Source organism: Streptomyces diastatochromogenes (assembly GCF_002242805.1).
Lineage (GTDB): Bacteria > Actinomycetota > Actinomycetes > Streptomycetales > Streptomycetaceae > Streptomyces > Streptomyces diastatochromogenes.
Genome location: NZ_MCGQ01000020.1, coordinates 268,198 through 289,102, shown reverse-complemented (window position 1 = coordinate 289,102; position 20,905 = coordinate 268,198). Strand labels below are relative to the sequence as shown.

Here is a 20,905-nt window from a genome sequence, read left to right as displayed (position 1 = left end):
GATCCGTTTCGCCACGGCTTTTCCAGCGTCGCACTCCGTCGCCTTGGCTGCGCCCGGAACGTCTTGACCGGTAGGCTTTCCGTGTGATCTTCAAGCGCATCGGAAACGGCCGGCCGTACCCCGACCACGGCCGGGAAAGCACCCGGCAGTGGGCGGACGTCGCGCCGCGCCCGGTCCGCCTCGATCAGCTCGTGACGACCAAGGGGCAGCTCGACCTGGAGACCCTGCTGGCCGAGGACTCGACGTTCTACGGCGACCTCTTCGCGCATGTCGTGAAGTGGCAGGGCGACCTGTACCTGGAGGACGGCCTCCACCGTGCGGTCCGCGCCGCCCTCCAGCAGCGCCAGGTGCTGCACGCGCGCGTGCTCGAACTCGACTGACCGCGGCACGACACGGCCGTTGACCCTTTTGGGTTCCGCTGAGCGGCGTCGACTGATCATCTAATAGGCATCGCCGCCCGGGCGCACTACGCTGCGCTCATGAGCATGCTGACTCCTCCCGGCATGGGCGGCCAGTACCGGATCACGGGGGACAAATACCCTCGGATGCGCCCTCCCCGGCGACGCGGCAGGCTCGTGTTCGCCGTGGTGGCGTCCGTCGCCGTCCTCGGCCTGATCGGCTGGGGCACGCTGCAGCTCATCGACGCCTTCACCGGCGGCGACAAGAAGACCTCGGCGTCCGGCCCCAAGGCGGGGTGCCGTACCAAGGCGAGTACCGCCGCACAGGTGAAGGCGCTGCCCAAGCCCGGCGAGATCACCGTGAACGTCTACAACGCGACCACACGCGCCGGGCTCGCCAAGGACACGGCGGACGAACTGAAGAAGCGCGGCTTCAAGATCGGCGACGTGGGCAACGCGTCCAAGCAGTACGACAAGAAGGTCAAGGGCACCGGAATACTCCTCGGCCCCGCCTCCGCCCTGAACACCTCGCTGCCGGTCCTCGCCACCCAACTGACCAACACCGAACCCCGCACCGACACCCGCAAGGGCACCGACGTCGACCTGATCCTGGGCGACGGCTTCAAGGCACTGACCAGCAAGCCCGACGCGACCAAGGCCCTCACGGCCCTGACCGCACCCGAGCCGACGGCAACCACGAAAAAGAGCTGCTGAGCAACTCCCTGGGGGCGCGGGGAACTGCGCGACCAGCCACAACCGGCCCGCAGCCGCCACACAACCGCACCCCTACGGCGACAAGGCGCCCCGGCCGTTACTCCGCCGCGCCGTAAAGCCGATCCCCCGCATCCCCCAGCCCCGGCACGATGTACCCGTGCTCGTTGAGGTGATCGTCGACGGCCGCCGTCACCACGGTCACCGGCGTCCCCGCCAGCTCCCGCTCCATGACCTCGACGCCCTCGGGCGCGGCGAGCAGCACCACCGCGGTCACATCATCCGCACCGCGCTTGATCAGTTCCTGGATGGCCGCGACCAGCGTGCCGCCGGTGGCCAGCATCGGGTCCAGCACGTACACCTGCCGCCCCGAGAGGTCCTCCGGCATCCGCGAGGCGTACGTGGACGCCTGCAGCGTCTCCTCGTTGCGGATCATGCCCAGGAAGCCCACCTCGGCGGTCGGCAGCAGCCGGACCATGCCGTCCAGCATGCCGAGACCGGCGCGCAGGATCGGCACGACCAGCGGGCGCGGGCGGGCGAGCTTGACGCCGGTGGTCTGCGCGACCGGCGTCCGGAGATCGACGGCCTCGGTCCGTACGTCCCGCGTGGCCTCGTAGGCGAGCAGGGTGACCAGTTCGTCGGCGAGTCGCCGGAAGGTCGCGGAGTCGGTGCGCTGGTCGCGCAGCGTGGTGAGCTTGTGGGCGACCAGGGGATGGTCGACGACGTGGAGACGCATGCCCCTAACAGTAACCGCGCTCGGTGGCCCCTTGCTCTGGCATCAAACCGCCCGTCCGAGGGAAAGTGGGAGGGACGGACCGGGGGTGGTGTGACCGTGCCTGACCAGCCTGACCGCGAAACCGACGCCGCCGAGCCGGAACAGCCCGAGACCGACGCCGAGCGCCGGCGCCGCCGCGCCCAGTTCCTGCGCGACCTCGCCGAGGCCCGCGCGCTGCGCGAGCGCGTCCAGCCCCGGCGCACCAAGGCCGCCCGACTGCGCCACGCCATGCGGATGCGGACCTTCCGCTGGTAGGGCGGGCCGGGTGCACGGGCAGCGCCAAGGTGAGATCCCGGTGAGGAAGATCCGTGCCCGCTCCGACATTTGGGAGGTGGGCGTGCGTGGGTGCTCGGAAAAGCCGCGTACGATCCGCAGGTGGCGGCAACGAGTGCGCTGGTGAGTCCTTCGCCCCCGGAAGTTCCCCCGGGTGCCGGACTCACGATCAAAACAGCCAGACACAGGGAGCCGAAGACGTCCCCTGAGCGCCTTGTTTCTGCCACGATTCCGAGTGGGTGGGGCTCGGAGCACAGCTCTCTCCGCCCAGAACCTCCGCCGGGGGGACCCCCAACCGGCACGCCTATGACCAGTGGGAGAGTCACGGTGTACTTCGCCGCACTGCTCGCGCGCACCGAAGACGGGTGGGAAGCGAGCGACACAGAGCTCGACGACGTGGAGACCCTGTCGGATCTGGCCGACCTGGCCCGGGAAGCCACTCCCGACGAGGACACGGTGTTCGTCCTGATCGAACAGGAGGACTCCTGGTTCGGTCTCGTCCGCGTGGACGGCGAGGAGGACCCTCGCATCTTCGTCTCGGACGCGGCCGCCGCCGCCCGCAGCGCCTACGGTGAGCTGCTGCTCACCGACGAGCTGCTCGGCCGGGAGCCCGGCTCCGACGACGGCCCCGACCTGGACTCGCTGGACCTCGACGGCACCGAGGACGGCGAGACCGAGGACGAGGACGACGAGGAGGAGGGCTCCGCCGTCGGCGCGGTGCCGCACGGCCCGGTGGGCGACGGCCGCATCCTCGACGACCTGGGCGTCAGCGAGAAGGAGCTGCTGGGCCTGGACCCGAACGAGGCGCTGGCCGAGATCGCCGAGGCCCTGGGCGCCTCGGACGTGCTGGAGACCGTCCGCTGACCGCTTCGCACACGGAAGGCGCGCCGGACCCGGTACGCGACCGCTGGCGGGCCGCGATGCGGCTCGCCCTGGACGAGGCCGAGCTGGCCGTCCGGGGCGGGGACGTCCCGGTCGGCGCCGTCGTGCTGTCCCCGGACGGTACGACGGTGCTCGGGGCCGGGCACAACGAGCGCGAGGCCACCGGCGACCCCACGGCCCACGCGGAGGTCCTGGCGATCCGGCAGGCCGCGGCGAGGCTCGGTGAATGGCGGCTGAGCGGCTGCACGCTGGTGGTCACCCTGGAGCCCTGCACGATGTGTGCGGGCGCGCTCGTGCAGTCCCGCGTGGACCGGGTGGTCTACGGCGCCCGCGACGACAAGGCGGGCGCGGCCGGCTCCCTCTGGGACGTCGTACGGGACCGGCGGCTCAACCACCGGCCCGAGGTCATCGAGGGCGTCCTGGCCGAGGACTGCGCCCGGATTCTCACGGAGTTTTTCCGGGGCCGCTGAATACCGATTTCAAACCCTGCCCCACCTTGCTGTAAGGTCTCCCTCGGTAGCGTGTCCGAGCGGCCGAAGGAGCTCGCCTCGAAAGCGAGTGTGGCGCAAGTCACCGAGGGTTCAAATCCCTCCGCTACCGCTGAAGAAGGGCCCCGTCGCGAGACGGGGCCCTTCGTGCATGGTCGGCAAAGGACCCCGACGGGCGGGCCGTTGGTCCCGGCACGGGGCGTGAAGGTTACACTCGCCGCCGGCAACAGGGGTCCCACGGGGCACACAGGCACAGGGGAGGCCGCGGTGACGGTGAACGCCAAGAAGATCGCCGTGTACGTGCTCGTGGTCTTCGCGCTGTACGTGATCATCACGGATCCGGCCAAGGCGGCCGACTACGTCCAGATAGCCTTCGAGGGCATATCGGACGCGGCCAAGGCCATAGGCGACTTCATGACCTGGCTCGCCAACGGAGCAAAGAACTGAGCACACAGCCGAGAGAGCTGAGGTACACCCCATGATCCGCCACCTGGTCCTCTTCAAGCTCAACGAGGGCGTCGAGCGCGACGATCCGCGGGTCGTCGAGGGCGTCGAGGCCTTCCGGGCGCTCGGCGGCCAGATCGAGGAGCTGCGCTTCTGGGAGTGCGCCTGGAACATCAGCGACCGCCCGATCGCCTACGACTTCGCGATCAACTCGGCGGTCGAGGACACGGACGCCCTCAAGCGCTACCTGGAGCACCCGGCCCATCAGGCGGGCGTCGCGCTGTGGCGGGAGTTCGCCACGTGGGTGATCGCCGACTACGAGTTCTGAGCCCCTCACCCCAGGAGCCCTCCGCCGGGAACGGCGGGGGGCTTTCGTGCGTCTTATGGCCCAACTTAGCGCCGTTTGAACACAACACGGCGTTATCCGGTGCTTGCACACAGTGCACATGTCTTGTGATGCTATGACCGCTTTTGACGGATGATTGACCGATGAAGAGGTGGCGTTGACCGTGTCGGCCAGTACTGCGCCGCCCCAGGACGAGGCGCCCGCCCCAGGCCCCGCCTCCGCTCCCCCCGCCCCTGCCACGGCCCCTACCGCCCCCGAGAAGCGCCGCGGCGCCGACACCCGCGCCCTGACCCAGGTGCTCTTCGGCGAGCTGAAGGACCTCAGGCCGGGCACCCCGGAGCACAACCGGGTACGCGGGGCGCTCATCGAGGCCAACCTCCCGCTCGTGCGCTACGCCGCCGCCCGCTTCCGCTCCCGCAACGAGCCGATGGAGGACGTCATCCAGGTCGGCACCATCGGCCTGATCAACGCCATCGACCGCTTCGACCCCGACCGGGGCGTGCAGTTCCCGACCTTCGCGATGCCGACCGTCGTCGGCGAGATCAAGCGGTACTTCCGGGACAACGTCCGCACGGTCCACGTACCGCGCCGGCTGCACGAGCTGTGGGTCCAGGTCAACAGCGCCACCGAGGACCTCACCACGGCCTTCGGGCGCCAGCCGTCGACCGCCGAGATCGCCGAGCGGCTGCGGATCGGCGAGGACGAGGTGCTCTCCTGCATCGAGGCCGGGCGGTCGTACCACGCCACCTCGCTGGAGGCCGCGCAGGAGGGCGACGGGCTGCCGGGCCTGCTGGACCGCATCGGCTACGAGGACCCGGCCCTGGACGGCGTGGAACACCGCGACCTGGTCCGCCATCTCCTCGTCCAACTCCCCGAGCGCGAACAGAGAATCCTTCTCCTGCGCTACTACAGCAATCTCACCCAGTCTCAGATCAGCGCGGAACTCGGTGTGTCCCAGATGCACGTCTCGCGGCTACTCGCGCGTAGCTTTCAGCGGCTGCGTTCCGCGAATCGGATCGAGGCATAACCGGCGCACGGGCGCACGGACCGGAACACACCAGCTCGCACCCGTTCGCAAGCAGGATCGATCGGTAACCGGCGAGAGCGAATCGCTCACCAGGGCGGTTCCCGACAGTTGTGCCCCGAAAAGCCGTCAGACCCCTTCTTTCCAGGGCCGATTCGTAACTCACGTGTCGACATGTCACTACAGCGTGTTGCCGACATGTGACATTCTGCGGGAAGCGCGTTTGCCGGGCCTCCGGCACCGGTATTCAGGTGAAGGCTGCGTTGCTCGAAAGGCATCGCCGCCACGACCGTCCCGCGACCCAAAGGGGGTGGCATGTCCGCAGACCAGGGCAGCTCGAAGGTGCTCACGCCCACGAGCGAGGCAGCGCCCAAGGAGCTCCACGCTCTCGACGTCCTCGATGACGTCACGGCCCTCGAAGCCGTGCCGGCCCCGCCCGTCCAGGCCCCCGATGCCGCTCCGGCCCTCCCGGCCACGGCGGACATCGACACCCGCACCCTGTCCCGCTCCCTGTTCCTGCGGCTCGCCGCACTCGACGAGAACAGCCCCGAGCGCGCCTACGTCCGGGACACCCTGATCGAGCTGAACCTCCCGCTCGTGCGCTACGCGGCGGCCCGCTTCCGCTCGCGCAACGAGCCGATGGAGGACATCGTCCAGGTCGGCACCATCGGCCTGATCAAGGCGATCGACCGCTTCGACTGCGAACGGGGCGTGGAGTTCCCGACGTTCGCGATGCCGACGGTCGTGGGCGAGATCAAGCGCTTCTTCCGCGACACCTCGTGGTCGGTGCGCGTGCCACGCCGGCTCCAGGAGCTGCGGCTGGCCCTCACCAAGGCCAGCGACGAGCTGTCCCAGAAGCTGGACCGCTCCCCGACGGTGACCGAACTGGCCGCGGTGCTCGGCGTCTCCGAGGAGGACGTGGTCGACGGCCTCGCGGTCGGCAACGCCTACACCGCCTCCTCGCTCGACTCCCCGGCCCCCGAGGACGACGGCGGCGAGGGCTCCCTGGCCGACCGGCTCGGCTACGAGGACACGGCCCTGGAGGGCGTGGAGTACCGCGAGTCCCTCAAGCCGCTGCTGGCCAAACTGCCGCCCCGGGAGCGCCGGATCATCATGCTGCGCTTCTTCGCCAACATGACCCAGTCCCAGATCGGCGAGGAGGTCGGCATCTCCCAGATGCACGTCTCCCGCCTGCTGACCCGGACCCTGGCCCAGCTGCGCGAGGGGCTCATCTCCGACTGAGGCTTCCCATCTGACGGAGCGTCAGCCACCATGGCCGGATGCTTCGTACCCGGACGCTTCGTACCCGGACATCTCGTACGACGACACGGACACAGGGCCGCCGAGGCGCCGTCACGGCAGCGTCGGCGGCCGTCGTGTGTCTGGGCGTGACCCTGGCCGGGTGCGGGAGCGGCGGCCGGGACGGGTACGCGGCGGTGGGCGGCGTGCCGAGCCCGGAGGGTTCGGCGGGGGCGCCGACAGGAGCGGTACGGATGGTCCCGCTGGACGGGCCGGCTTCCGACTCCAACTCACCGTCGGGCAGGACGCCTTCGGACACGCCTTCCGAAACGCCCCCGTCAGGGACCCCGTCGGCCGGCGCGAGCACCACACCCGGCAGCGCCGCACCCGACCCTGCGGACACCTCACCGAGCCCCACCGGCGCGGGCACGACCGCCCCGGAGCAGCCGTCGCCCACCCCGACTCCCAGCCGCACCAAGCCCCCCGCCCCCGCCGACCTCAGCTGGGGCGATCCGGCGCGCCAGGGCACGGACAAGCGCTGGTGCGAGAAGGTGACCGTCGGCTTTCACAACTCCGGCGGTACGACGGTGCGTTCGGGCACGGTGACGTTCGGGACGCACATCATCGGCGCGCTCGGCATCGACTGGGGAACGGTCGAGTCGACCGCGGACCTCCCGGTGCCGATCGGTCCCGGCGCGCGCACGGACCACACCTGGACGGTGTGCGTGGACGCCTGGCGCGTCCCGCTGGGCATGCACATCGAGACGCGGGACGTGTCCGTCCGGTGGAAGTAGCCGTACGCCTTACTTGAGCGCCAGCCAGGCCACCGCCGCGACGACGGCCACGGCGACGACGACGCCGATGATCAGGCCGATGCGCGGACCCGAGGAGGAGGCGGCGGCCGCCTGCTGCCGGCCCCCCTGGGGAGCCTCGTCGACGAACGCGCGGAACATCTGGGTGCTGCCGGCGGGGTCGTAGTTGCCCTGGGGGCCCTGGGTGTTAGCCATGGCCCGAGACACTAGCGAATCCAGGTGGCCGACCCAAGTGCGGGGCCACCGGGACAGAGGGGGGCAGGCCACCCGCCCCCACCTGCGTGTTTACGGTCGCAATACTTGCCTTTGCCAAGTTTTTGCGCCAGCCGCCCCCAATTTGTTTGCCTGCAGCAACCAACAGATCTATGGTTGCCCCAAGCAACGAATACGGGAGGTGTGATGGCCGGGCAGGCGCAGTACGAAGAGCTGGCGCGTCAGCTCAGTGCCGTCGGAGCCGTGAAACGGGACATGGGGCGGATCCTGCCGCCCGAGTGCCCGGCCGGCTCGGCCGCCGTGCTGACCCTGCTCGGTCGCCACGGCGACATGCGCATGAGCAAGCTCGCCGAGCTGCTCGCCGTGGACATGTCGGTCACCAGCCGGCATGTCGCGCACGTCGCCGCACGCGGCTGGATCGAGCGGTCACCGGACCCCGCGGACAAGCGCTCGCGCATCCTGCGCCTGACGCCCGCGGGCCTGGAGCAGCTCGACGAGCTGTCCCGGCGGACCACCCATCTGCTCGCCGACCGGCTGAGCGACTGGACCGACGACGAGGTCGGCCAGCTCATCCGGCTGATGACGCGCCTGCGCGACAGTTTCGGCGACTGCCGGTCCGCCCCGCCACGGCCGCCCGCACCCGTACTCGAAGAGACCACCCGTACACCCGCAAGCACGTAAGCAAAGGAAGCCCATGGCAACGACCACACCAGCCGGTGTGCGGGCTCACGCCAAGCACGGGGGAGGTTCCTCGGCGGACCACGCCCCGATGACGCACCGGCAGATCATGGAGGCCCTGTCCGGGCTGCTGCTCGGCATGTTCGTGGCGATCCTGTCGTCCACGATCGTCTCCAACGCCCTGCCGCACATCATCGGTGACCTCGGCGGCGGTCAGTCCGCCTACACCTGGGTGGTCACCGCCGCCCTGCTGTCGATGACCGCGGCCACCCCCCTGTGGGGCAAGCTCTCCGACCTGTACAGCAAGAAGGCGCTCGTCCAGATAGCGCTGATCATCTATGTCGTCGCCTCGATGGCGGCCGGCCTGTCGCAGAACCCCGGCATGCTCATCACCTTCCGGGTGTTCCAGGGCATCGGTGTCGGCGGTCTGTCCGCGCTGGCGCAGATCGTCATGGCCGCGATGATCTCCCCGCGTGAACGCGGCCGGTACTCCGGCTACCTGGGCGCCACCTTCGCCGTCGCCACCGTCGGCGGCCCGCTGCTCGGCGGTGTCATCACCGACACCTCCTGGCTGGGCTGGCGCTGGTGCTTCTACGTCGGCGTCCCCTTCGCGATCATCGCGCTGATCGTGCTGCAGAAGACTCTGCACCTGCCCGTGGTCAAGCGGGAGGTCAAGGTCGACTGGGGCGGCGCGTTCGTCATCTCCGCCGCCGTGTCGCTGCTGCTGATCTGGGTCACCTTCGCCGGTGACAAGTACGACTGGATCTCGTGGCAGACGTACGCGATGGTCGGCGGCTCGATCGTCCTCGGCGCGCTGTTCGTGCTGGTGGAGTCCAAGGCGAGCGAGCCGATCATCCCGCTGCGCCTGTTCCGCAACCGCACGATCACGCTGGCCTCGCTCGCCTCGCTGTTCGTCGGTGTCGCGATGTTCACCGGCACGGTGTTCTTCAGCCAGTACTTCCAGCTGGCCCGCGACAAGTCCCCGACGATGTCCGGCGTCATGACGATCCCGATGATCGGCGGTCTGTTCATCTCCTCGACCGTCTCGGGTCAGTTCATCACCCGCACCGGCCGCTGGAAGGCCTGGCTGGTCAGCGGCGGCGTGCTGGTGACGGCCGGCCTGCTGATGCTCGGCAGCATCCGCTACGACACCGAGTACTGGAAGATGGCCATCTGGATGGCCCTGCTGGGCCTCGGCATCGGCATGATGATGCAGAACCTGGTCCTCGCCACGCAGAACCAGGTGGCGCCCTCCGACCTCGGCTCGGCCAGCTCCACGGTCACCTTCTTCCGTTCCCTCGGCGGTGCGGTCGGCGTGTCCGCGCTCGGCGCGGTGATGTCCCACCGGATCACCGACTACGTCAAGGACGGCATCGCCGCCCTCTCCCCGAAGTACCAGGCCGCACTCGCCGGTTCGAGCTCCACCGACAGCATCCCGGACATGGACAAGCTGCCGGCCCCGCTGCGCACGCTCATGGAGAGTGCCTACGGCCACGGCATCGCCGACGTCTTCTTCATCGCCGGCTGCCTCGCCGCCGTCGCCTTCCTGATCACGCTGTTCATCAAGGAGGTCCCGCTGAAGACGCAGGGCGCGCTCGCCCAGGCCGCCGACGCCAAGGCCCCGGCCGCCGCCCCCGTCGAGAACACCGTGGAGCAGCCCGTGCAGGAACCCGCCCAGGAGAACGTGCCCAGCTGGGCCCAGCCGGTCGTCCCGGCGGACCGCTTCCCCGAGGCGCCGGCCACCGCCACCGCCGTCGAGCAGCTCACCGCCGTCGCCACGGTGGCCGGGCCCGGCACCGGCGGCCACGGCGGCACCCCGGTCCACGGCTTCGTCCGCGGCGCCGAGAGCGCCCCGGTCCCGCAGGCCGCGGTCACCCTGATCTCCCTCGGCGGCCGCCAGCTGGGCCGCTCGGTCGCCCAGGCCGACGGCTCCTACGGGCTGGCCGCGCCGGGCACGGGCTCGTACGTGCTGATCGCCTCCGCCGACGGCTACCAGCCGCAGGCCTCCACGATCGTGGTGGGCGAGGAACCGCTGTCGTACGACATCCTGCTCAGCGGCACCAGCGGGCTGAGCGGTGTGGTCCGGGCGGCCGGGAGCGCGCTGCCGGTCAAGGACGCGATGGTGATCGTCACCGATGTGCGCGGGGACCTGCTGGCCACCGCGGCCAGTGGGGAGCAGGGCGAGTTCGCCTTCACCGAGCTGGTGCCGGGCGTGGTGACCGTCGCGGTGAACGCGGCCGGGTACCGTCCGCGCGCCCTGCCGGTCGAGATCGGCGCCACCGGCGTCACCCGGATCGAGGTCGCCCTCGACGCCGGCGCCCAGCTGCTGGGTGTCGTACGGGCCCCGCACGGCCCGCTGGCCGACGCCCGCGTGACCCTCGTGGACGCGGCGGGCAACGTGGTCGGCACGGCCACCACCGGGACGGACGGGGCGTACGCCTTCGCCGACCTGGACAACGGCGAGTACACCGTCATCGCGACGGGCTACCCGCCGGCGGCCACCGCCCTGACCCTCTCCGGCACCGGAGTCGACGGCCACGACATCGAACTCGCCCACCCCGGCGAGTAGTTCACACCCCGGCCCGTGGTGCGCGCACCGCCATGCGCGCGCCACGGGCCGGTCTCATACGACCAATTTGTAAGCCTTTGTAATTCCTTGCAGGGAGAAAACGGGATGGGACTGACCGCGAGGATCCGTACCCGGGACGGATGGGCCGTGTCGCACGCGGTCGTCACGGTGACGGACATGACCGGTACGCAGGTGCTGCGGGCCGAGGCGGACGCCGAGGGTGCCGTACGGGACACCACCGGGCTGGCGCCGGGGGCGTACACGGTGATCGTGACCGCCGTCGGGTACGCGCCCGCCGCCTCCAGCGCGCTCGTCACCGCGAGCGGGCGGGCCGAGGTCGGCACGGTGACACTCGCCCGGCAGGGCGGCACCGAACTGCCGCCGCCCGGCCCCTGGACCGTCGACCCGGTGCACTCCTCCGTCGCCGCCGTCGCCCAGCACCTGGGCATCTCCAGCGTGCACGGCCGGTTCACGGAGTTCGGCGGGTCGATCGAGATCGCCCCGGACGACATCACCAAGTCCCGCGTGGAGGCGGTGATCCGGGCCGCCTCCGTCGACACCGGCAACGGGATGCGCGACACGCACCTGCGCTCCGCCGACTTCCTCGACGTCGAGCGGCACCCCGAGATCACCTTCCGCTCGACCGGCCTGACCCAGGCCGGCCCGGACCGCTGGACGGTCCACGGCGAGCTGGCGATGCACGGCGTCGTACGGCCCGTCGACCTGGACCTGGCCTACCTCGGCACCGGCGCCGACCCGTGGGGCGGCACCCGCGCCGCCTTCCGCGCCACCACCGAACTGCACCGCGAGGACTTCGCGATGAACTACAACCAGGTCCTCCAGGCGGGCATCGCCGCCATCGGTACGACCCTCAGGGTCGAGCTGGACATCCAGGCGGTCCAGGGCGACACACTGCCCACCGCCTGACGTGCACCGGTGAGCCTGTGCCCGGCAGGGTCAGGCTGACCGGTCCACCGGGGCTCTAGGCTGCGCCCATGGCACCCAACATCGCGACGAACACCCGCGTCTCGCTGGACGACCTGCTGGACTTCGTACGACCCCGCCACCGCGCGATCCTGCTCACCCGCCGCGCCGACGGCAGCCCCCAGGGCTCCCCGCTGACCTGCGGGGTCGACGACTCGGGCCGGATCGTGGTCTCCACCTACCCCGAGCGCGCCAAGACCCGCAACGCCAAGCGCGACCCGCGGGTCAGCCTGCTCGTCCTGAGTGACGAGTGGAACGGCCCCTGGGTCCAGATCGACGGCACCGCCGAGGTCGTCGACGCCCCCGACTCCGTGGAGCCCCTGGTCGAGTACTACCGCAACATCGCCGGCGAGCACCCCGACTGGGACGAGTACCGGGCGGCCATGATCAAGCAGGGCAAGTCGATCATCCGGGTCACTCCGGAGCGGTGGGGGCCGGTGGCGACCGGCGGCTTCCCGGCCCGGCTGGTCTCGGAGTAGTCAGCCGCGCTCGACCATCGCCTCGATGCCGGCCACCAGCAGGTCCAGGGCGAAGGTGAAGTCCCGGTCCAGCATCTCGGCGACCGTGTCGCCGCCGCGGGCGTCCATGATCTCCTTGCTCTCCTGGAGATAGTCCGCGGCCTCGGGGTCCTGCCGGGCCGACGTCATGGCCTGCTGGAAGTAGTCGTCCGGGGGCAGGCCGGAGTCCGCGATCCGGGACAGGAACTGACCCTCCAGCGTGCCGTAGCCGTACACGAACTGGAACACGGCCGAGATGGCGCTCGTCACCCGGTGCGCGGGCAGCCCGGCGCGGCGGATGACCCGCTGCACCGTGCGCGAGAAGGCGAGCGACTCGGGGCCGATGTTGAGGTACCGGCCGGCCAGCGGCGACATCCAGGGATGGCGCACCAGCAGCGCCCGGTACTCGGCGGCCAGCGCCCGCAGCTGCTCCCGCCAGTCGCCCTCGTCCTCGACGGCGGGCAGCCGCAGCTCGCCGTAGGCCGCGTCCAGGGCGAGTTCGAGCAGGTCGTCCTTGGTGTCGACGTACCAGTACAGGGACATCGCGGTGACGTTCAGCTCACCGGCGAGCCGCCGCATGGAGAACTTCGCCAGCCCTTCCGCATCCAGCAGCCGCACACTCACGGCGGTGATCCGCTCCCGGTCGAGCCCCGAAGGCTGCGCGCTACGCCCACCACGCCGCGCCGCCCCCTCCAACCACACACTGGCCCGCACCGACCGCGCATCACCCTTCGCCATCGAGGCACCTTTCTGGACTCCGGCCACTTCTCAAGATGCTAGGACTGCAGCCAACCTAAGGGGCGCGGGGCCGTGTCCATCTGCGGCTCCGCCGCGTGGGCGCGATCAACCACATACGACCCGCAGCCGCACGAATACCCATCCCCCGAGCTCTTAGGCGACATTCCTCTCCGCCCGCCGCAACAACCCGGCTGCCACCAGTCCCCCCACCAGCACAGCAACAGCCCCCACCAACTGCCCGGCCCCGAGCCCAGAAGACAACGACTCCCCTGAGGCAACCGAAGAGCTGAGCACAGCCCCCAACACGGCGACCCCAAGCCCATTGCCGAACTCAGCCAACGTGCCGTTGATCCCGGCCCCCACCCCCGCCTTCTCCGAAGGAATCGCACTCATGATCGCGTGCGCCATCGCCGGGTTGGCGACAGCACACCCCACACCGATCAGCAGCAACCCCACCAACGTCCCCGCATACCCCCCGGAGTCCAGCTCCGCGATGGACACCAGCCCCAACGACATCAGCACCATCCCCACCGCGATCGACACCGGAGTCCCCAGCCGGTGACTCCACTTCGCCGACACCCCCGAGAAGTTGAGCACCACCACGGCCAAGGCCAGCGGAGCCGTCCGCAACCCCGCCTCCAACGGCCCGTACCCGAGCACGAACTGAAGGTGCTGGGTCAGCAGAAACAGCGCTCCGCCCATCCCGAAGGTGATGAGCACCGCCCCCGCGACCGCCCCGGTGAACCTGCGGTCCCGGAAGAAGTGCAGGTCGAGCATCGGTTCGTCGACCCGGCTCTCCCAGTACGCGAACCCGGCGAGCACCACGACCGCGAGGGCGGCCGTACCGAGCACCCGCGGTGAGGTCCAGCCGTGCTCGGGACCGGAGATGATCGCGAAGACGAGCGAGGCCATGCCGATCGTCGACAGCAGCGCACCGAGCAGGTCCGGGCGGTCGCCACGACCCGGGGGTCCCGGGGGTGTCCCCCGGGAAAACGCAGCCTTCGACTCGGGTACGAGGGCCACGGCCGCGGCCAGGCCCAGCGCCGCGACCGGGATGTTGATCAGGAAGATCGCGCCCCACCAGAAGTGGTTCAGCAGGAAGCCCCCGATGAGCGGGCCGGCCGCGAAGCCCAGCGCGTTGACCGCGCTCCAGATGCCGATCGCCTTCGGCTGCTCCTCGGGGGCGAAGATCTGCATCGCCACGGCGAGCGTGGTGGTGATCAGCAGCGCCCCGCCGACGCCCATGCCGGCCCGGGCGGCTATCAACTGGCCGGTGGAGTGGGCGAGTCCGGCCGCAAGGGAGCCGATGCCGAACAGGGCGAGCCCCGCGATCAGCATCTTCTTGCGGCCGTAGCGGTCGGCGGCGCTGCCCGCGGTGAGCAGCAGCCCGGACTGCACCAGGGAGTAGGCGTTGATCATCCACTGGATGTCGGACGTGGTCGCGTGCAGCTCGCGGGTGAGCGAGGGGATGGCCACGTTCAGCACGGTGTTGTCGAGCAGCACGGTGAGCTGGGCGAGACAGATGACACCGAGGATCAGCCAGCGCCGGGGATGACCTTGGGAAACGGACATGCTGTACACCGTATAGCTGCTGCTATACGGTGTACAGCACGTTTCTGTCGGCTACTCTCCCGGCCGCTCTGTCAGCCACTCGCCTTCTGCGTGAGGTCGTAGAAGGTGGCCGAACCGACCGTCACCTTCTTGAAGTTGCTCTCGACCCACGAGGTGATCTGGGACGACGTACCGCTGCTGCTGCCTCCCATGCCACCGCCCATGCCGCCGGCGATGAAGTAGTGGATCTTTCCGTCCGCCACGTACTTCTTGAACTGGGCCAGCGTCGGGGACGGGTCGGTGCCGTTGAAGCCGCCGATCGCCATCACCGGGTCACCGGTGGCCAGCTGGTAGCTCGCGGCGTTCTGGGAGCCGATGGAGGCGGCGACCCAGGTGTAGTTCCCCGCGTCCTTCTCCAGCAGCTTCTTGGCCGCGGAGGAGACGTTCGCGCCGTTCAGCAGGCCGCCGGCGCCACCGCCGCCGCCCATGCGGCCGCCTTCGCCCAGCTGACCACCGCCCGGGATGCCGTTGCCGTTCTGCTGATTCTGGCCCTGGCTGTTGCCGTTCTGGCCCGGCATGCCGCCACCGGGGAAGCCCTGGCCCTGGCCGCCCGGCAGGGTCCCGTTGCCGTTCTGCTGGCCCTGCTGGCCTTGCTGGTTCTGCTGGCTCTGGCCCGGCGTTCCGCCGCCACCGAAGCCGCCGCGCATGCCGCCGCCGGTGCCGCCCGGGCGGCCGCCGCCGAAGCCCATCATGCTCGCGCCCGCCGGGCCGGCCGTCGGGATGGAGCCGGTGTGCGCGGAGTTCACCGTGCTGAGGGTGTACGCGGTCGGACCGGCCAGCGCGGCCAGCAGGCCCACCGCCGCCGCGCCGAGGGCGAGCTGACGCGAGATACGGCCCGCGAAGACCAGGCCGAACGCGGCCGCGAGCCCGCCGATCAGGACCAGCCACTTCAGCCAGGGCAGATAGCTGGAGGTGCGGTTGAGCAGGACGTAGCCCCAGACGGCCGCGGCCACCACGGCGGCGGCGAGGGTGAGCGACGCCCAGGTCTCCTTCCGCTTCTCCCACAGCAGCCCGGCGCCCATGCCGGTGACGGCCGCGATGTAGGGGGCGAGGGCCACCGTGTAGTACTGGTGGAAGATGCCCGCCATGTAGCTGAAGACCACCATGGTGATCAGCAGCGAGCCGCCCCACACCAGGAACGAGGCGCGCGTGACGGACGTACGCCGGGCCATGGGGGTCCCCCCGCTCGAGCGAAGCCGAGAGTGGGGGAGGGTCGCCCACAGGCCCGCGACCAGCAGGATCAGCGCGGCCGGGAGCAGCCAGGAGATCTGGCTGCCGATCTCGGAGTTGAACATCCGGTCCCAGCCGGTCGAGCCCCAGCGGCCCGAGCCGGTGCCGCCGCCACCGCCGCCGACGCTGCCGGTCTCGTCGCCGTTGATCCGGCCGAGGCCGTTGTAGCCGATGGTCAGCTCCAGGAAGCTGTTGTTCTGCGAACCGCCGATGTAGGGGCGCGAGGAGGCCGGCCACAGCTCGACGATCGCGACCCACCAGCCGCCGGCCACGACGAGCGCGACGGTCGCCAGGCCCAGCTGCACCAGCCGCTTGCGCAGCCGCACCGGGCCGCAGACGGCGTAGACGATCGCGAGCGGCGGCAGGATCAGGAAGGCCTGCAGGGTCTTGGCGAGGAACGCGAAACCGATCGCGGCCCCCGCCCACACCAGCCACTTCGTCCGCCCGTCCTCCACGGCCCGTACGACGAAGTAGCAGGCCAGCGCCATCAGCAGGGCCAGCAGCGCGTCCGGGTTGTTGAACCGGAACATGAGCGCCGCGACGGGGGTCAGCGCGAGCACCGCGCCCGCGATCAGACCGGCCGCGGGGCTGAACCGGCGCCGTACACCCGCGTACACGACCGCGACCGTGCCGACGGCCATGAGGACCTCGGGGGTGAGGATCGCCCACGAGTTCAGGCCGAAGATCCGGACCGACAGCTCCATCGGCCACATGAAGGCCGAGGGCTTGTCGACGGTGATGGCGTTGCCCGCGTCCAGCGAGCCGAAGAAGAACGCCTTCCAGGACTTGCTGCCCGCCTGGACGGCCGCCGAGTAGAAGGAGTTGGCGTAGCCGGAGGCGCTCAGGTTGTACAGGTAGGTGACGAGGGTGAGGGCCAGCAGGCCGAGGAAGGCCGGGCGCGCCCAGCGCGGGTCCTCGGGGCGGCCGCGCCACAGTCTGCGGACGAAGGGCTGGTCCGGTGTGTGCGGGGGAGCCGTGGGCGGGGGAGCCGTGGACGGCGGGTCCCAGGCGGTGGCGCCGGTCTGCTGGGCAGGCTGGTCGTAGTGGGTGGTCATCGGGGGTCCCCCGGGTCGGTGTCGTGAGGGCGCACCGGCTGCAGCCGCATGGTGGCGTCCCTCCAGCTGCCGTCCGCGGCTTCACCGGCGCGGACCTGGGTGGTCTGGTACGGCTGCTGGTACGGCACCGGGCGCTGCGGGAGCGGTGCGTACGGAGCCGTCGTGCTGTAGGTGGGCGAGGACGGGTGGTGCGTTGCCACCACCGTCGACTCCCGGCCGGACTCCTCGCGGTCCGGGAACACCCAGGCGCGGAAGAGCAGGAACCGCAGGACGGTCGCCGCGAGGTTGGCGGCGATGAGCACCGCCAGCTCGGTGGAGTGCGCCGGGTCGCCGGTGGCCGCGTTCAGGGCGGCCAAAGAGCCACTGGTCAGGGCGAGTCCGATGCCGAAGACGACCAGGCCCTGCGCCTGGTGCCGGACGGCGCCGCCCCGGCCGCGCACCCCGAAGGTCAGCCGGCGGTTGGCGGCCGTGTTGGCGATCGCCGAGACCAGCAGGGCGAGCGCGTTGGCGATCTGCGAGCCGGAGAACTGCCGGAAGACGCTGTAGAGCACCAGATAGAAGAGGGTCGACAGGCCGCCGACCACGCAGAACCCGACGAGCTGGCGGGCCAGCCCCTTGGGCACGTCCTGGATCTCGCGGTCGCGCGGGTCGTCGCCGAAGGGCCGGGTGAGCCGGTCCAGCGGCAGCGAACCGGTGGCCAGCGCCTTGCCGATGCGCCACACGCCCTTGAGGTCGTCGGTGGCCGTCTTGACGATGTGCACGGTCGAGTCGGGGTCGTCGACCCAGTCGACCGGCACCTCGTGGATCCTGAGCCCCGCCCGCTCGGCGAGCACCAGCATCTCCGTGTCGAAGAACCAGCCGGTGTCCTCCACCAGGGGCAGCAGCACCTGGGCGACATCGCGTCGGATGGCCTTGAAGCCGCACTGCGCGTCCGAGAAGCGGGCCTGCAGCGAGCCGCGCAGGATCATGTTGTAGGCCCGGCTGATGAACTCACGCTTGGGGCCGCGCACGACCCGGGAGCTGCGGGCGAGCCGGGAGCCGATCGCGAGGTCCGAGTGGCCCGAGATCAGCGGCGCCACCAGCGGCAGCAGGGCGTTGAGGTCGGTGGACAGGTCGACGTCCATGTACGCGAGGATCGGCGCGTCGGAGGCGGACCACACGGTCCTGAGGGCGCGTCCGCGGCCCTTCTGCTCCAGCCGGAAGTTGGCGACCTCCGGGATCTCCGCCTCAAGCCGCGCCGCCACCAACGGGGTGCTGTCCGTGGACGCGTTGTCCGCGATCGTGATGCGGAAGGCGTACGGGAAGGTGCGCGCGAGGTGCTCGTGCAGTCTGAGCACACACGGCTGGAGGTCCTTCTCCTCGTTGTAGACGGGGATCACTACGTCCAGGACAGGCGTACCGGCGTTTCCGGCCGGGAGGTGCTCCCGCGCCGGCAGGGTGCCGGGAGAAGAGTCGGTTCGCATGGAACCGACTCTCGTCAGGCGCCCTGTTGCACCCATGTGGTGGCACTGTGCTGTGCCTGTGAGTGCTGTTGCCAGCTCATTTCCGGCTGCGGCTGCGGGGCGAGCGCCGGCAGATGCACCGTGAACACGGTCCGTCCGGGCACGCTGTCCACGGTCACGGCACCGCCGTGCGCGGCCGCGACGGCCTGCACGATGGCGAGCCCCAGACCGGTGGAGCCGGTGGTGCGGGAGCGCGCGGAGTCGCCGCGCGCGAACCGCTCGAAGACATGCGGCAGCAGGTCCGACGGGATGCCCTGCCCGTTGTCCTCGACGTCGATGCACATCCAGGGCCCGCGTCGCTGCACGCGCGCGGTGACGGTCGTACCCGGCGGGGTGTGGTTGCGGGCGTTGCCCAGCAGATTGACCAGCACCTGCTGGAGACGGGCCGCGTCCGCCGACACCAGGGCGGGTTCGTCGGGCAGGTCGAGCCGCCAGTTGTGGTCCATACCGGCCGCACGGGCGTCGCTGATGGTGTCCACGACGAGCGGGATGAGGTCGGTCTGCTCGAACTGCAGCGGCCGGCCGGCGTCCAGCCGGGCCAGCAGCAGCAGGTCCTCCACGAGGAGGGTCATCCGCCCGGCCTCGGACTCGATCCGCCCCAGCGCATGCCGGGTGTCGGGCCCGACCTGCTCCCGCCCGCGCCGGGTCAGCTCGGCGTAGCCACGGATAGAGGCGAGCGGAGTCCTCAGCTCATGACTGGCGTCGGCGACGAACTGCCGTACCCGCATCTCGCTCTGCTGACGGGCGTGCAGGGCGCCGTGCACATGGTCGAGCATCCGGTTGAGCGCGGCGCCGACCTGGCCGACCTCGGTGTGCGGGTCGGTCTCCGACTCCGGGACCCGCTCGCTGAGGTTGACCTCGCCGGTGTGCAGGCGGAGTTCGGAGACCCGGGTGGCGGTGGCGGCGACCTTGCGCAGGGGGCGGGTGGCCACGCCGACGATGACGAAGCCGGCGAGGGAGGCGGCGAGCAGGCCCGCCACGGTGACACAGACCTCGACGACGATGAGGGTGTCGATGTTGTCGTCGACGTCCTTGGTGGGCAGGGCGACGTAGTAGGCGTCGCCGCTGCCGTCGGGGCTCACCTTGTACCGGACGCGGTAGTCGCCGAGCCCGGGCAGCTCCACCGTGTGCGGCTCGCCGTCCTTGGACACCGTGGCGAGCGCCCGCTGCTGTGCGGCGGTGAGGCCGACGCGGTCCATCTTGCGGAACCGGTTGTAGCTGTCGTTCAGCTGCACGGCCTTGCCGGCACTGGCGATCGAGCCGTTCTGCACGAACGCCGCGACGGTGTTGGGCTGCGTCGGGCCGTTGGTGAGGAGGCGCTCGATCCGTTCGCTCGGCGTGGAGCTGTCCTTGGACTCGGAGTCGGGCACCGGCAGGGCGCCGGGTCCCGAACCGCCCGGCAGCCGGCCGCCCGCCGCGCGCATGGCGATGTCGCCGACCTTTTGGTCCAGCTGGTCGTACAGATGGGTGCGCAGCGCGAGCGTGGTCACGGTGCCGATCACCGCGCAGACCACGGCGATCAGCACCACGGACGCGACGACGAGCCGGGTCCGCAGGGTGCGCGGCTGTCCTGCTCGTCGCTTCTGCGGACGCGGCCGTCGTCGTCCGCTCATGACGCGGCGGGCTTGATCAGGTAACCGGCCCCACGCCGGGTGTGGATCATGGGCTCACGCCCGGCGTCGATCTTCCGCCGCAGATACGAGATGTACAGCTCGACCACGTTGGCCTGCCCGCCGAAGTCGTACGACCACACGCGGTCCAGGATCTGCGCCTTGCTGAGCACGCGCCGCGGGTTGCGCATGAGGAAGCGCAGCAGCTCGAACTCGGTGGCGGTGAGGTGGATGGAGTCCCCGGCCCGCGAGACCTCGTGGCTGTCCTCGTCCAGGGTCAGGTCCCCCACGACGAGCACGGAGTCGGACCGCCGGTCGGCGGCTCCGGACCGGCGGATGAGCCCGCGCAGCCGCGCCACGACCTCTTCGAGGCTGAACGGCTTGGTGACGTAGTCGTCGCCGCCGGCGGTGAGTCCGGCGATACGGTCCTCGACGGCGTCCTTGGCCGTGAGGAAGAGGACGGGCACGTCGGGCAGCTCGCGGCGCAGCCGGCCGAGGACGGTCAGCCCGTCCATGTCCGGCAGCATCATGTCGAGGACGACGGCGTCGGGCCGGAACTCACGGGCCGTCTGTATGGCGCCCTGGCCGTCCCCCGCACTCCTGATCTGCCAGCCCTCGTAACGAAGAGCCATGCTCAGCAGTTCGGTGATCGACAGCTCGTCGTCCACCACAAGCACTCGGACGGGGCTCCCGTCCGGCCTCAGCAGTTCGGTGCGCCCCTGGGGCGAGGTCGTGGTCATGGTGGACACCATGTCGGGGTCCTCTGAGAACACGCTTTCACGAATCTGTGATTTCCCTAAGAAACGCACAGGCGCCTCTCAGGGAA

General features: G+C 70.5%; 22 protein-coding genes and 1 tRNA gene. 15 read left to right on the top strand and 8 right to left on the bottom strand.

The window, feature by feature from the left end:
• Positions 1–83: 83 nt before the first annotated feature.
• On the top strand, positions 84–380 hold the full coding sequence (locus tag BEK98_RS24355; protein WP_003999914.1) for a type II toxin-antitoxin system VapB family antitoxin: 297 nt from the start codon (positions 84–86) through the stop codon (positions 378–380).
• 99 nt (positions 381–479) lie between these two features.
• On the top strand, positions 480–1,112 hold the full coding sequence (locus BEK98_RS24350; protein ID WP_244201953.1) for a LytR C-terminal domain-containing protein: 633 nt from the start codon (positions 480–482) through the stop codon (positions 1,110–1,112).
• A 97-nt stretch (positions 1,113–1,209) separates the two neighbouring features.
• Here the strand turns inward: BEK98_RS24350 and upp are convergent, their stop codons facing one another.
• On the bottom strand, positions 1,210–1,845 hold the full coding sequence (upp, locus tag BEK98_RS24345) for a uracil phosphoribosyltransferase (protein ID WP_094218768.1): 636 nt from the start codon (positions 1,843–1,845) through the stop codon (positions 1,210–1,212).
• A gap of 96 nt (positions 1,846–1,941) precedes the next feature.
• On the opposite strand from upp, the gene BEK98_RS24340 reads away from it, so the two are divergent.
• From BEK98_RS24340 to BEK98_RS24300, 9 genes are all read left to right on the top strand, one after another.
• Positions 1,942–2,139, top strand: a complete 198-nt coding sequence (locus BEK98_RS24340; RefSeq protein WP_094218906.1) for a hypothetical protein — start codon at positions 1,942–1,944, stop codon at positions 2,137–2,139.
• A gap of 345 nt (positions 2,140–2,484) precedes the next feature.
• Entirely contained in the window at positions 2,485–3,021 is a 537-nt protein-coding gene (locus BEK98_RS24335) for a tRNA adenosine deaminase-associated protein (protein ID WP_094218767.1), read from the top strand.
• A 56-nt stretch (positions 3,022–3,077) separates the two neighbouring features.
• Positions 3,078–3,509 (top strand): tRNA adenosine(34) deaminase TadA, encoded by a 432-nt coding sequence (gene tadA / locus BEK98_RS24330; RefSeq protein ID WP_244201952.1) that lies wholly within the window; start codon positions 3,078–3,080, stop codon positions 3,507–3,509.
• Between the two features lie 45 nt (positions 3,510–3,554).
• A tRNA-Ser gene (locus BEK98_RS24325) sits at positions 3,555–3,639 on the top strand.
• A 155-nt stretch (positions 3,640–3,794) separates the two neighbouring features.
• Complete coding sequence (locus BEK98_RS24320; RefSeq protein ID WP_094218765.1) at positions 3,795–3,974, top strand: hypothetical protein; 180 nt, start codon at positions 3,795–3,797, stop codon at positions 3,972–3,974.
• 31 nt (positions 3,975–4,005) lie between these two features.
• The gene (locus BEK98_RS24315) at positions 4,006–4,299 is read left to right on the top strand and encodes a Dabb family protein (protein WP_094218764.1); all 294 of its coding nucleotides are present in this window, start codon (positions 4,006–4,008) and stop codon (positions 4,297–4,299) included.
• Positions 4,300–4,474: 175 nt separating this feature from the next.
• Positions 4,475–5,344 (top strand): RNA polymerase sigma factor SigF, encoded by an 870-nt coding sequence (locus BEK98_RS24310; protein WP_094218763.1) that lies wholly within the window; start codon positions 4,475–4,477, stop codon positions 5,342–5,344.
• Positions 5,345–5,656: 312 nt separating this feature from the next.
• On the top strand, positions 5,657–6,583 hold the full coding sequence (locus BEK98_RS24305) for an RNA polymerase sigma factor SigF (protein WP_094218762.1): 927 nt from the start codon (positions 5,657–5,659) through the stop codon (positions 6,581–6,583).
• A 38-nt stretch (positions 6,584–6,621) separates the two neighbouring features.
• The gene (locus tag BEK98_RS24300; RefSeq protein WP_094218761.1) at positions 6,622–7,374 is read left to right on the top strand and encodes a RodZ family helix-turn-helix domain-containing protein; all 753 of its coding nucleotides are present in this window, start codon (positions 6,622–6,624) and stop codon (positions 7,372–7,374) included.
• 9 nt (positions 7,375–7,383) lie between these two features.
• Here the strand turns inward: BEK98_RS24300 and BEK98_RS24295 are convergent, their stop codons facing one another.
• Positions 7,384–7,587 (bottom strand): hypothetical protein, encoded by a 204-nt coding sequence (locus tag BEK98_RS24295; RefSeq protein WP_167444247.1) that lies wholly within the window; start codon positions 7,585–7,587, stop codon positions 7,384–7,386.
• Positions 7,588–7,791: 204 nt separating this feature from the next.
• Between BEK98_RS24295 and BEK98_RS24290 the strand changes: the two genes are divergently transcribed.
• The 4 genes from BEK98_RS24290 (at position 7,792) to BEK98_RS24275 (ending at position 12,315) form a co-directional block, all read left to right on the top strand.
• On the top strand, positions 7,792–8,286 hold the full coding sequence (locus BEK98_RS24290) for a MarR family winged helix-turn-helix transcriptional regulator (RefSeq protein WP_094218759.1): 495 nt from the start codon (positions 7,792–7,794) through the stop codon (positions 8,284–8,286).
• 88 nt (positions 8,287–8,374) lie between these two features.
• Positions 8,375–10,852, top strand: coding sequence for an MFS transporter (locus BEK98_RS24285; RefSeq protein ID WP_167444258.1), 2,478 nt, complete (start codon positions 8,375–8,377; stop codon positions 10,850–10,852).
• Positions 10,853–10,957: 105 nt separating this feature from the next.
• The gene (locus BEK98_RS24280) at positions 10,958–11,779 is read left to right on the top strand and encodes a YceI family protein (RefSeq protein WP_094218757.1); all 822 of its coding nucleotides are present in this window, start codon (positions 10,958–10,960) and stop codon (positions 11,777–11,779) included.
• A gap of 68 nt (positions 11,780–11,847) precedes the next feature.
• Positions 11,848–12,315 carry a PPOX class F420-dependent oxidoreductase gene (locus BEK98_RS24275; RefSeq protein WP_094218756.1) on the top strand — a complete coding sequence of 156 codons (468 nt, stop codon included), beginning with the start codon at positions 11,848–11,850 and terminating at the stop codon, positions 12,313–12,315.
• On the opposite strand, the gene BEK98_RS24270 is transcribed toward BEK98_RS24275, so the two are convergent.
• The 6 genes from BEK98_RS24270 to BEK98_RS24245 all read right to left on the bottom strand — a co-directional run bounded on the left by BEK98_RS24270 (position 12,316) and on the right by BEK98_RS24245 (position 20,819).
• A complete protein-coding gene (locus BEK98_RS24270) occupies positions 12,316–13,071 on the bottom strand; it encodes a TetR/AcrR family transcriptional regulator (protein ID WP_208643209.1) in 756 nt (251 codons plus the stop codon).
• Between the two features lie 153 nt (positions 13,072–13,224).
• Complete coding sequence (locus tag BEK98_RS24265; RefSeq protein WP_208643208.1) at positions 13,225–14,643, bottom strand: MFS transporter; 1,419 nt, start codon at positions 14,641–14,643, stop codon at positions 13,225–13,227.
• A 71-nt stretch (positions 14,644–14,714) separates the two neighbouring features.
• Positions 14,715–16,967 carry an ArnT family glycosyltransferase gene (locus BEK98_RS24260; RefSeq protein ID WP_094218754.1) on the bottom strand — a complete coding sequence of 751 codons (2,253 nt, stop codon included), beginning with the start codon at positions 16,965–16,967 and terminating at the stop codon, positions 14,715–14,717.
• Positions 16,964–18,430: a bifunctional glycosyltransferase family 2/GtrA family protein gene (locus BEK98_RS24255; RefSeq protein WP_094218753.1), complete on the bottom strand. Its 1,467-nt coding sequence runs from the start codon at positions 18,428–18,430 to the stop codon at positions 16,964–16,966. Before BEK98_RS24255 ends, BEK98_RS24260 begins: the two co-directional genes overlap by 4 nt.
• A 14-nt stretch (positions 18,431–18,444) precedes the next feature.
• A complete protein-coding gene (locus BEK98_RS24250; protein WP_094218752.1) occupies positions 18,445–20,082 on the bottom strand; it encodes a sensor histidine kinase in 1,638 nt (545 codons plus the stop codon).
• A complete protein-coding gene (locus BEK98_RS24245; RefSeq protein WP_165955629.1) occupies positions 20,079–20,819 on the bottom strand; it encodes a response regulator transcription factor in 741 nt (246 codons plus the stop codon). The genes BEK98_RS24250 and BEK98_RS24245 overlap by 4 nt, the downstream gene beginning before the upstream one ends.
• Positions 20,820–20,905 lie beyond the last annotated feature (86 nt).

Excerpts from the sequence above, each read along its gene's own strand:
- BEK98_RS24350 (WP_244201953.1), top strand. The coding sequence starts at position 480 with ATGAGCATGCTGACTCCTCCCGGCATGGGCGGCCAGTACCGGATCACG.
- upp (WP_094218768.1), bottom strand. The coding sequence starts at position 1,845 with ATGCGTCTCCACGTCGTCGACCATCCCCTGGTCGCCCACAAGCTCACC.
- tadA (WP_244201952.1), top strand. The coding sequence starts at position 3,078 with ATGCGGCTCGCCCTGGACGAGGCCGAGCTGGCCGTCCGGGGCGGGGAC.
- BEK98_RS24315 (WP_094218764.1), top strand. The coding sequence starts at position 4,006 with ATGATCCGCCACCTGGTCCTCTTCAAGCTCAACGAGGGCGTCGAGCGC.
- BEK98_RS24305 (WP_094218762.1), top strand. The coding sequence starts at position 5,657 with ATGTCCGCAGACCAGGGCAGCTCGAAGGTGCTCACGCCCACGAGCGAG.
- BEK98_RS24300 (WP_094218761.1), top strand. The coding sequence starts at position 6,622 with ATGCTTCGTACCCGGACGCTTCGTACCCGGACATCTCGTACGACGACA.
- BEK98_RS24295 (WP_167444247.1), bottom strand. The coding sequence starts at position 7,587 with ATGGCTAACACCCAGGGCCCCCAGGGCAACTACGACCCCGCCGGCAGC.
- BEK98_RS24290 (WP_094218759.1), top strand. The coding sequence starts at position 7,792 with ATGGCCGGGCAGGCGCAGTACGAAGAGCTGGCGCGTCAGCTCAGTGCC.
- BEK98_RS24285 (WP_167444258.1), top strand. The coding sequence starts at position 8,375 with ATGACGCACCGGCAGATCATGGAGGCCCTGTCCGGGCTGCTGCTCGGC.
- BEK98_RS24280 (WP_094218757.1), top strand. The coding sequence starts at position 10,958 with ATGGGACTGACCGCGAGGATCCGTACCCGGGACGGATGGGCCGTGTCG.
- BEK98_RS24275 (WP_094218756.1), top strand. The coding sequence starts at position 11,848 with ATGGCACCCAACATCGCGACGAACACCCGCGTCTCGCTGGACGACCTG.
- BEK98_RS24270 (WP_208643209.1), bottom strand. The coding sequence starts at position 13,071 with ATGGCGAAGGGTGATGCGCGGTCGGTGCGGGCCAGTGTGTGGTTGGAG.
- BEK98_RS24265 (WP_208643208.1), bottom strand. The coding sequence starts at position 14,643 with ATGTCCGTTTCCCAAGGTCATCCCCGGCGCTGGCTGATCCTCGGTGTC.
- BEK98_RS24260 (WP_094218754.1), bottom strand. The coding sequence starts at position 16,967 with ATGACCACCCACTACGACCAGCCTGCCCAGCAGACCGGCGCCACCGCC.
- BEK98_RS24255 (WP_094218753.1), bottom strand. The coding sequence starts at position 18,430 with ATGCGAACCGACTCTTCTCCCGGCACCCTGCCGGCGCGGGAGCACCTC.
- BEK98_RS24250 (WP_094218752.1), bottom strand. The coding sequence starts at position 20,082 with ATGAGCGGACGACGACGGCCGCGTCCGCAGAAGCGACGAGCAGGACAG.
- BEK98_RS24245 (WP_165955629.1), bottom strand. The coding sequence starts at position 20,819 with ATGACCACGACCTCGCCCCAGGGGCGCACCGAACTGCTGAGGCCGGAC.